The sequence below is a fragment of the Streptomyces sp. NPDC002671 genome, assembly GCF_053592475.1.
Genome location: NZ_JBSFVU010000025.1, coordinates 1 through 9,527, shown reverse-complemented (window position 1 = coordinate 9,527; position 9,527 = coordinate 1). Strand labels below are relative to the sequence as shown.

The 9,527-nt window shown below is 72.2% G+C and carries 5 protein-coding genes and 1 pseudogene; 3 read left to right on the top strand and 3 right to left on the bottom strand.

Annotated elements, in window-relative coordinates; translation table 11 throughout:
* Window positions 1-511: 511 nt before the first annotated feature.
* Window positions 512-1,288, bottom strand: coding sequence for a phosphatase PAP2 family protein (locus ACWD35_RS31925; protein WP_451354823.1), 777 nt, complete (start codon window positions 1,286-1,288; stop codon window positions 512-514).
* A gap of 425 nt (window positions 1,289-1,713) precedes the next feature.
* A complete protein-coding gene (gabT, locus tag ACWD35_RS31920; protein ID WP_451354822.1) occupies window positions 1,714-3,048 on the bottom strand; it encodes a 4-aminobutyrate--2-oxoglutarate transaminase in 1,335 nt (444 codons plus the stop codon).
* Between the two features lie 423 nt (window positions 3,049-3,471).
* Between gabT and ACWD35_RS31915 the strand changes: the two genes are divergently transcribed.
* The 3 genes from ACWD35_RS31915 to ACWD35_RS31905 all read left to right on the top strand — a co-directional run bounded on the left by ACWD35_RS31915 (window position 3,472) and on the right by ACWD35_RS31905 (window position 9,158).
* Window positions 3,472-5,736 (top strand): ATP/GTP-binding protein, encoded by a 2,265-nt coding sequence (locus tag ACWD35_RS31915; RefSeq protein WP_451354821.1) that lies wholly within the window; start codon window positions 3,472-3,474, stop codon window positions 5,734-5,736.
* Between the two features lie 115 nt (window positions 5,737-5,851).
* Window positions 5,852-7,558 carry a PucR family transcriptional regulator gene (locus tag ACWD35_RS31910; RefSeq protein ID WP_451354820.1) on the top strand — a complete coding sequence of 569 codons (1,707 nt, stop codon included), beginning with the start codon at window positions 5,852-5,854 and terminating at the stop codon, window positions 7,556-7,558.
* A gap of 154 nt (window positions 7,559-7,712) precedes the next feature.
* Entirely contained in the window at window positions 7,713-9,158 is a 1,446-nt protein-coding gene (locus ACWD35_RS31905) for an aldehyde dehydrogenase family protein (RefSeq protein ID WP_451354819.1), read from the top strand.
* A 23-nt stretch (window positions 9,159-9,181) separates the two neighbouring features.
* Here ACWD35_RS31905 and ACWD35_RS31900 read toward each other — a convergent pair.
* Window positions 9,182-9,496: pseudogene (locus ACWD35_RS31900) on the bottom strand (TIGR01458 family HAD-type hydrolase); the annotation flags it as partial.
* Between the last annotated feature and the right edge of the window lie 31 nt (window positions 9,497-9,527).

Genomic DNA, 9,527 nt, shown 5'->3' with positions numbered 1-9,527 from the left:
CGTCAGCAGGATCAGCCGCAGCAGGACCCGAAGCCGGGGCAGGCTGAGGAGGACCAGGCGAAGCAGGATCAGGGCCAGCAGGACCAGACCCAGCAGGATCAGCCGCAGCAGGACACCGGGGCTGGTGCCGGGACCACGACCACCGATGACGGTGCCGCGACCGACGCTGGAATGTGACCCGGGTCAGATAGAACAGGTGGCGGAACCTGCGTAATGCCGCCGGAAGGCCTCCCTCTCTCCACCTGACGCGACCGCGTCGACGAGAGGGGGGCCTTTCTGATGACTGGGGCGAAGGCGGCGGCCGTCGAATGGCCGGGCGAGCTCGGCTATTCCACCCTCGAAGTGCTCACCCGCACCCTCGATCGACCCGGCCCCGTGCCGACCGACTTCGGGGGCAGCCGGGTGGGCTTCTTCGTGCCGCCGGGCACCGCCACTCGCTGGCTCGGCACCGGCATCCGTACCGCGGAGCCCGGCAGTACCACTCCATGGGCGGCGCCGGCCCCGGCCGAGGTCACGAAGGCTCTGGACTGCCTGACGAAGCGGACGAACTGCGGCTCGTACGCGACCCATGGGACCTGGCGGGCTCTTCGGGGTCTGATGACGTGGTCGGTGAACTGCGATCGCTACTCGAAATGGGAGTTCCAGAAGAACTTCGGCGCGTACTTCGGCTGAGGCCGAGTACGGGGGACAGGGCGGTCAGCAGAACCGCGCACAGGCACCAGCTGGCCACCACGTCCAGCGGCCAGTGGTAGCCGTGCCGGACCAGCCCGTAGCCGACGCCGAAGTTGCCGACGCCGCAGCCGATGACCAGCTCACGGCGGGCGTAGACCGTGCGGAGCCAGGGGAGGAGGAGCAGGGTCGCGGAGCCGTAGGCGGCGGCTGCGGTCGCCGTGTGGCCGGAGGGGAAGAACCCGACGGCCGGGGGAAGCGCGGGAGTCCCCGGCCGGGCGGTCCAGTCCTTCAGCGGGATGATGATCGCCGGGAGCAGCACCATCAGCAGGGCCGCCGCGGCGGGCGGCAGCCACCACAGGGGCAGCCCGGCGGCCCGGCCGCGCCAGGCGGCGTACCCCGCGGTGAGCGCCAGCACAGGGACCGCGACCTGGATGTCGCCCAGATCGGAGAGCAGCCGGGAGAACCCGTCCGGACGGACCAGGGCCCGGCTCAGCCGCGCGTCCACGCGCAGCAGCGGGCCGTGGGCGACGACCTGCCAGGTGATCAGGGCGAAGACGAGGGCCGGGAGCAGGCCCAGCAGCGCGTACTTGAGGCGCGGGTCCGTTGAGGTCGACACGGAGCCCAGCTTCGCAGGTCCGGACGGAAAGGGCAGGAAGAGATGGGCTGGAAGGAGGTCGGCCGCCCCGGAACAGGGGGGATGGTTCCGAGGCGGCCGTCCGGATCGGAACGTCGCGCGCCCCGGGGGGTTTGGGGCGGCGACCGTCCGATCGGTGAGGAGATCCCGGAGCCGTCAGGCGCCGGATGTGTGCGCGAGGGCACGACCAGGTCGAAGCTGGGGAGGCCCCGGCCTGGTGCCGCCCACAGTCCCCTGTGGGCGGGGTGTATCTCTCATCTGGGTAGAACCTACGGCAGGTCAGGGCGCTTGGGCAGACGGAACGGCATCCCGTCATCCACCTCGCACACCTTCTTCACACGGCCTGCCGTAGGTGCCCGTCAGAGCCCTTTCCGGGGCTCAAGCCCTTTCCAGGGTGCGGACTTCGCTCAGATGCGCGCGAAGGCCTGCTCGATGATGTCGAGGCCCTCGTTGAGCAGGTCGTCGCCGATGACCAGCGGGGGCAGGAAGCGCAGCACGTTGCCGTAGGTGCCGCAGGTCAGGACCAGCAGGCCCTCCTGGTGGCAGGCCTTGGCGAGGGCGGCGGTGGCCTCCGGGTTCGGCTCCTTGGTGGCGCGGTCCTTGACCAGCTCGATGGCGACCATGGCGCCGCGGCCACGGACGTCACCGATGATGTCGAACTTCTCGGCCATGGCGCCCAGGCGGGACTTCATGATCGCCTCGATGTTCTTCGCCTTGGCGTTGAGGTCCAGCTCCTTCATCGTCTCGATGGCGCCGAGCGCACCGGCGCAGGCGACGGGGTTACCGCCGTACGTGCCACCCAGGCCACCGGCGTGCGCGGCGTCCATGATCTCGGCGCGGCCGGTGACGGCGGCCAGCGGCAGACCGCCGGCGATGCCCTTGGCGGTGGTGATCAGGTCCGGGACGATGCCCTCGTCCTCGCAGGCGAACCACTGCCCGGTCCGGCAGAAACCGGACTGGATCTCATCCGCGACGAAGACGATGCCGTTCTCGTTGGCGAACTTCACGATCTCCGGCAGGAAGCCCTTGGCCGGCTCGATGAAGCCGCCCTCGCCGAGCACCGGCTCGATGATGATCGCGGCGATGTTGTCCGCGCCGACCTGCTTGGACATCTGGTCGATGGCCATCTTGGCGGCCTCGGGACCGGCGTTCTCCGGACCGGTCGGCCAGCGGTACGCGTACGCGACGGGCACCCGGTAGACCTCGGGCGCGAAGGGCCCGAAGCCGTGCTTGTACGGCATGTTCTTGGCGGTGAGCGCCATGGTCAGGTTGGTACGCCCGTGGTAGCCGTGGTCGAACACGACGACGGCCTGGCGCTTGGTGTACGCACGCGCGATCTTGACGGCGTTCTCGACGGCCTCGGCGCCGGAGTTGAACAGCGCGGACTTCTTGGCGTGGTCGCCCGGGGTCAGCTCGGCCAGGGCCTCGGCGACCTCCACGTAACCCTCGTACGGGGTGACCATGAAACAGGTGTGGGTGAAGTCGGCGAGCTGGGCGGAGGCCCGGCGCACGACGGCCTCGGCGGACGCACCGACGCTCGTCACCGCGATACCGGAGCCGAAGTCGATGAGCCGGTTCCCGTCGACGTCCTCGATGATGCCGCCGCCCGCGCGCGCGGTGAACACCGGCAGCACGGAGCCCACGCCCTGCGCGACCACCGAGGTACGGCGGGCCTGCAGTTCCTGCGACTTCGGGCCGGGGATGGCGGTGACGACGCGGCGCTCCTGCGGAAGTGCGGTCATGGGGGCTCCCTGAGTGTTCTTGCGGACCGGACGGCCTGGCGGACCCGGGTTCTTCCGGCTGTCTCCGGACGGCTCCGGCGGTGCGTTTTCGGACGCTTACCTATCTTTCTTCGCAGGCTAGGGCCGGGAATGGGGGGTGGGCATGCTCCATGTGGGCGTTGTCGGGCCATTCGCTTGTCCGCGGTGGACATAGCCCGCACGGCCCGGGTACCCCCGGTCGAGCACTCCTCTCGGCCACGTAAGCGGTGAACTCCCCTTGCCGGGGCGTTAGATTGGCTCGCTGATGGTGGACGAACGGCTGGCCAGGGGGCAAGGGCGATGAACAGCGACGGCACACGGGACGCGCGCGACACGCATGCGAATCCGGTACCGCGCCCGAGTACGCCTGTGGAGGGGGCTGGGGGGGCCTTCTCGGTACCACCGATGCCGCCGGTACCACCCGGCGCACCGCCCAAGCCGGAAGGCTCGGCCCTCCTGACCTGGCTGCGCACACCCCGGCCCGAGGCGGCGCCCGGGCTTTGGCGGTTCGGATACCGGCCCCGGCCTGAGGAGAGCGCCGATCGCGTCTCGGACCGGGCACTGCTGCTCGGGGGGATCGGCGCACTGCTTGCCGCCCTGCTCGTGTGGTCGCTGTGGCACAACGACCTGGTGCCCCACAAGATGATCCTGCTGAAGCTGGTCACCCCCTCCGACTGGTGGGGGCTGGACCAGCCCCGGGCGGCACTCACCGCGACCGCCGTCTACGACGCGCTCTTCGCCACCCTCGTCCTCTACTACTTCGGACGCGTCGGCAACTGGAAAGAAGCCGTCCGGCGGTACGTGACCGCGTGTCCGCAGCCTTCGCGTGCGTTGCGTGCAGCCGTCCTCGGGGCGCTCGTCGCCTGGCTCGTTGTCTGGCGCGGACTGCTGCCGTACTACGCGCTCGCCGTGAGTGTGACACCGTCCGACTGGCTGTTCGATCCCGGAAACCCGGCGGGCACCCTGCACCGGCTGAACGTGTTGAAGACCGTGCTCACGCTGCTCGCTCTGTGTCCATTCGCTGTCGCGGGCGACTGGCTGGGGCTGCTGCGCAGCCTGCGGCGCCCCCGGACGGCGTCCGAGGCCCAGGAGGAGCCGGCCGCCGACACACTCGCCGACTGGCCCGAGCTCCGCGCCTACGGCCAGAGCGGGGCGGCCGAACGCCTGGCCGAGGAGGTGCGCACCGGCCGGATGAACGACGTGGACTGCGCGAGGATCCGCCGCGCCTGGACCTCCGTGGCGGCCGACCCCTCGCGCCTGGACGCGTTCACCTCGGCCGTGTTCAGGGACGGCGCCCGCGCCTGCCCGCACCCCTCCGGGCAGCGTGACCTGCCAGGCCGTACCGCCACCCATGACCTGTTGACCTCCCAGGTGCGCATCGGCCGTTACGCGGACGCCGAGCGCACACCGCCTGCCCGCCGCACCGTGGGCATGGCCGTCGACCCCGGCGCGCTGGGCACCTCCCTGCTGGTCGTCGGCCCGTCCGGTTCGGGCAAGACCGAGCGGCTGGTACGGCCCGTCGCGGAATCCCTCGCCCTCCAGGCGCTCACCGGGCAGGCGGCGCTGGTCATGGTGTGCGCCGCTGGAACGCCTCTGGGGACCGATGACGGCTACGACATCGTGATCAGGCCGGGGGACCGGACATCGGCGTACGACCTCGACCTCTATGGCGGGACCGACGACCCGGACGAGGCAGCCGCACTCCTCGCCGACGTGCTCGCCGGCGACTGGGCCGAGGTCGACCTGCGGCGCGCGGGGACCGTGCTGGCCCAGCTGCTGGGGCCCTTCTGGGCCGTCCACGGCAGGTTCCCGTCGGTGCCCGAACTCCGGGAGCTGCTGGACGGGCAGCCGGCGGCCCTGGACCGGCTCACGTCGATGCTCGACCCTCAGATCCATCCCGCTCTGCACCGGGAACTGGACGCACGGGCACGGCAGGCAGGCGTGCCCGGAGACCTGGGGGTGGTTCTCGCCGACCGGCTCGCCTGTCTGGACCGTCCGGTTTTCGCCGACTTCTTCGACACGTCCGCTGACGCCCGGCCCTTCACCCTGCGGTCGCTCGACCACCCGGTCAGGGTGCGCATCGACCTGCCGGAGCGGGCGCACCCCGAGGCCGCACAGCTGCTGGCGCGGCTGCTGCTCGTCCAGTTCACGGCGACCATGGCCACGCGCCGGGACCGATCGCTGTTCGCCTGTCTTGTCCTGGACGATGCGACGCATGCGGTCACCGCCGGGTCCGTGCGCGCCCTGCGGCGGCTGCGGGACGGTCACGCCGGCGTCGTGCTGAGCCTGCGGGCCCTGGGCGACGTACCGGAGCATCTACGGCAGCCGCTGATCACTGCCGTCGGTTGCCATGCCGCCTTCTCGGGGGTCACGACCTGGGAGGGCGCCCTGTTCGCACAGGCGTGGGGCACGGAGTGGGTGGAGACGACGGAGGTCGCCAAGCACACGGTGTTCTCCGACCAGCCGCTGACCCGGTTGATTCATGCGGTGCGCAAACTCGGCACGGGCAAGCCCGTCACCATAGACGCCGTCACCGTCCGCCAGGTAGAGCGAGAGCGCTGGTCCGCCTCCGAGTTGGCGCACGGTGTTCCGCCGGGGCATGCGGTGTTGTCGTTGACCACCGTGCGCGGGGAGCACGCGCCGCCGTTGCTGGTGGATCTGCGGGGCTGAGTTGCGGCTCAAGGGCGTCGCCGGATCGTACGGTGAGGCAGAATCGGAGTAGGCCGTTCATACATGGCGGCCAAAAGATCACCGCACCACCGATCCTCCCCACGCTGAAGGCCCCATGCCCCTCACCCTTGCCTCCCTCGTCCACCACTCCGCGCTCAAGCTGACCGTGCGCGCGGGCGAGGACCGGCTGGATGTGCCCGTCCGCTGGGCGCACGTCAGTGAGCTGGCCGACCCCGTGCCGTACATGGAGGGCGGCGAGCTGCTGCTGATCACCGCGCTCAAGCTGGACGCGGAGGACCCGGAGGCCATGCGCCGGTACGTGAAGCGGCTGGCCGGCGCGGGGGTCGTCGGGCTCGGCTTCGCCGTGGGGGTGAATTACGAGGAGATCCCCACAGCCCTTGTCGACGCCTCCCGGGAGGAGGGGCTGCCGCTGCTGGAGGTGCCGCGCCGCACCCCGTTCCTCGCCATCAGCAAGGCCGTGTCCGCCGCCATCGCCGCCGACCAGTACCGGGCGGTCACGGCAGGCTTCGCCGCCCAGCGCGAGCTGACCAAGCAGACCCTGAACTCCGGCCCGGAGGGGCTGCTCGCCGCGCTCGCCGCGCAGGTCGACGGGTGGGCGGCGCTCTACGACGCCTCCGGTGCCGTCGTCGCCACCGCGCCCGAGTGGGCGGGCCGCAGGGCGGCACGGCTCACGGCGGAGGTGGAGCGGCTGCGGGAGCGGCCCGCGCCCGCCTCCTCCGTGGTCGGCGGACCCGACAACGAGGACCGCATCGAGCTGCACTCCCTGGGCACCGGCCGCCGCCCGCGCGCCGCGCTCGCCGTCGGCACGGCGGCGGCCCTCGGCACCGCCGAGCGCTACGCCGTCCACTCAGCCATCGCCCTGCTCACCCTCACCACCGAGCGCTCCCGCTCCCTGCGCGCGGCCGAGCAGCGGATCGGCGCGGCCGTGCTGCGCATGCTGCTCGCCGGGGAGCCCGACCACGCGCGGGCCGTCGCCGGGGATCTGTACGACGGACTGCTCGACGCGCCCTTCCGTGTGATCGTCGCCGAGTCGGCGTCCGGCTCCGCCGCGCGAGCCCACGCCGACGCGCATGCCGGCACGCAGATGCAGGCACCTGTGCAGACGCCCTCGCAGACGTCCGCGCGCGGGCCCGTCGCCAAGCCCGGCAAGGCCGCCGCCTCGTCCGCCGCCGATGTCGGCGGCGACCCGCTCGGCGGGCTCGCCGAGAGCGTCGAGTCGGCCGCCGCGCGCGCCGGGGAGGCCGTGCTCCTGGTGCCGGACCGGGAGCGCCTGGTGGTGCTCGCCGCGGACGGAGGAGCGGCGGTGTCCGCGTGCGCCGCGTACGCGGCGGCGCTGGAGGCGGCGCGGGCGGTGCCGGACCAGACGGGCACCGACGACGAGCTGGTCGTCGGCCTGTCGGCACCGGCCGGGCCGATCGCCGCGGCGGCGGCCTACAAGCAGGCCGAACAGGCGCTGTCGGTGGCGCGGCGGCGGGGGCGGGTGTTCGTGGAGCACGAGCAACTGGCGGCGGGCTCGGTGCTGCCGCTGCTGGCCGACGACGCGGTCAAGGCGTTCGCCGACGGGCTGCTGCGGGCGCTGCACGAGCACGACGCGACGGGGCGCGGTGATCTGGTGGCCTCCCTGCGGGCGTGGCTGTCCCGGCACGGCCAGTGGGACGCGGCGGCGGCCGACCTGGGCGTGCACCGGCACACACTGCGGTACCGGATGCGCAGGGTCGAGGAGATCCTCGGGCGCAGCCTGGACGATCCGGACGTGCGGATGGAGCTGTGGCTGGCCCTGAAGGCGACCTCGGCGGAGTAGCACCCGCCTCCAATGGGGCGCCGACCGCGCCAATCCGGCGTACCCCGCCCCCCGACTGCTACGACTCGGACAAGCGACCCCCGCCCGCCCCCGCCCTACCGTGGAGCACGAAAGCGCAAGAACACCCCCAACGCGGAAAGGCCGGGACTCGCACATGACTTCCACCCACGCCTTCTGGCTCGCCGGCCGCCAGGTCACCGGCGAAGACACCTTCGACGTCACCTCCCCGTGGGACGGCCGGCTCGTCGGCAAGGTCAGCGTGCCGAACGAGGCCCAGGTCGAGGAGGCCGTGGCCGCCGCGTACGCCGTGCGGGACGAGTTCGCCGCCACCCCGGCGCACGTCCGCGCCGCCGCCCTGGACCACGTCAGCAAGCGCCTGGTCGAGCGCACCGAGGAGATCGCCCAGCTGATCTCCGCCGAGAACGGCAAGCCGATCAAGTGGGCGCGCGGCGAGGTCGGCCGTGCCGTGTCCGTGTTCCGGTTCGCCGCCGAGGAAGCCCGCCGGTTCAACGGCGGCGAGGCCCAGCGGCTCGACACCGACCTCGGCGGTCAGGGGCGTCTCGCCCTCACCCGGCGCTTCCCGAAGGGTGTCGTGCTCGGCATCGCGCCGTTCAACTTCCCGCTGAACCTGTGCGCCCACAAGATCGCCCCGGCCATCGCCGCCGGCGCGCCGATCATCCTGAAGCCGGCGCCCGCCACCCCGCTGTCCGGCCTGATCCTCGGTGAGCTGCTCGCCGAGACCGAGCTGCCCGCCGGTTCGTGGAGCGTCCTGCCGGTGCCGAACGACCGCATGCCCGCCCTCGTCCAGGACGAGCGCCTGCCGGTCATCTCCTTCACCGGTTCCGACAAGGTCGGCTACGCGATCATGGACTCGGTGCCGCGCAAGCACTGCACCCTGGAGCTGGGCGGCAACGGCGCGGCCGTCGTCCTCGGCGACTTCGCGAGCGACGCCGACCTGGACTGGGCCGCGACCCGCATCGCGACCTTCTCCAACTACCAGGGCGGCCAGTCCTGCATCTCCGTGCAGCGCGTGATCGCCGACGCGTCCGTCTACGACCGCCTGGTGCCGCGCATCGTCGCCGCCGTCGAGACCCAGGTCACCGGTGACCCGTCCGACTCCGCGACCGACGTCGGCCCGCTGGTCAGCGAGGACGCCGCCAAGCGCGTCGAGTCCTGGGTGGACGAGGCCGTCGCCGCGGGCGCCAAGCTGCTCGCCGGCGGCAAGCGCGACGGCGCCTCCTACGCGCCGACCGTGCTCACCGAGGTCCCGGCCGACGTCACCATCGCCTGCGAGGAGGTCTTCGGACCCGTCCTCACCGTGCAGAAGGTGGACGGCGAGGCCGAGGCGTTCGCCGCGGTCAACGACTCCAAGTTCGGTCTCCAGGCGGGCGTGTTCACGCACGACCTCCAGGTCGCCTTCCGGGCCCACCGTGCCCTGGAGGTCGGCGGTGTCGTCGTCGGCGACGTCCCGTCCTACCGCGCCGACCAGATGCCGTACGGCGGTGCGAAGCAGTCCGGTGTGGGCCGCGAGGGCGTGAAGTTCGCGATGGACGACTACACATACGAGCGCGTTCTGGTTCTCACCGGTCTCGCGCTCTGACCTGCCACGGACAGGTCGGACAGGACGGCCGCAGCCCACTGTGCGAGGTACCCGAAGGCCCGGTTGAGCGCCGCGTAGCCGAACTCGGGCCCGGCGCCGCCGAGCACGACCACGTCTCCCGGAAAGCGCGCGGCGAGGTGGGCTGCGGTGGCCGCGGGCGCCGTGAGCACGTTCTCGGCGCTCACCTCGAACGCGGCCCCCGACAGGGTCGCGGCGATCGACGCCCGCGTACGGGACGTCGTGTTGGTCACCAGAGCCACACCGAGCCCGGCCGCGTAGCGACCCGGGCTCCGGAACGGCCGGTACGACCTCGTACGCTCACCCTCATGCCCGTGCACGTCCTGATCCTCGGCGGCACCACCGAGGCGC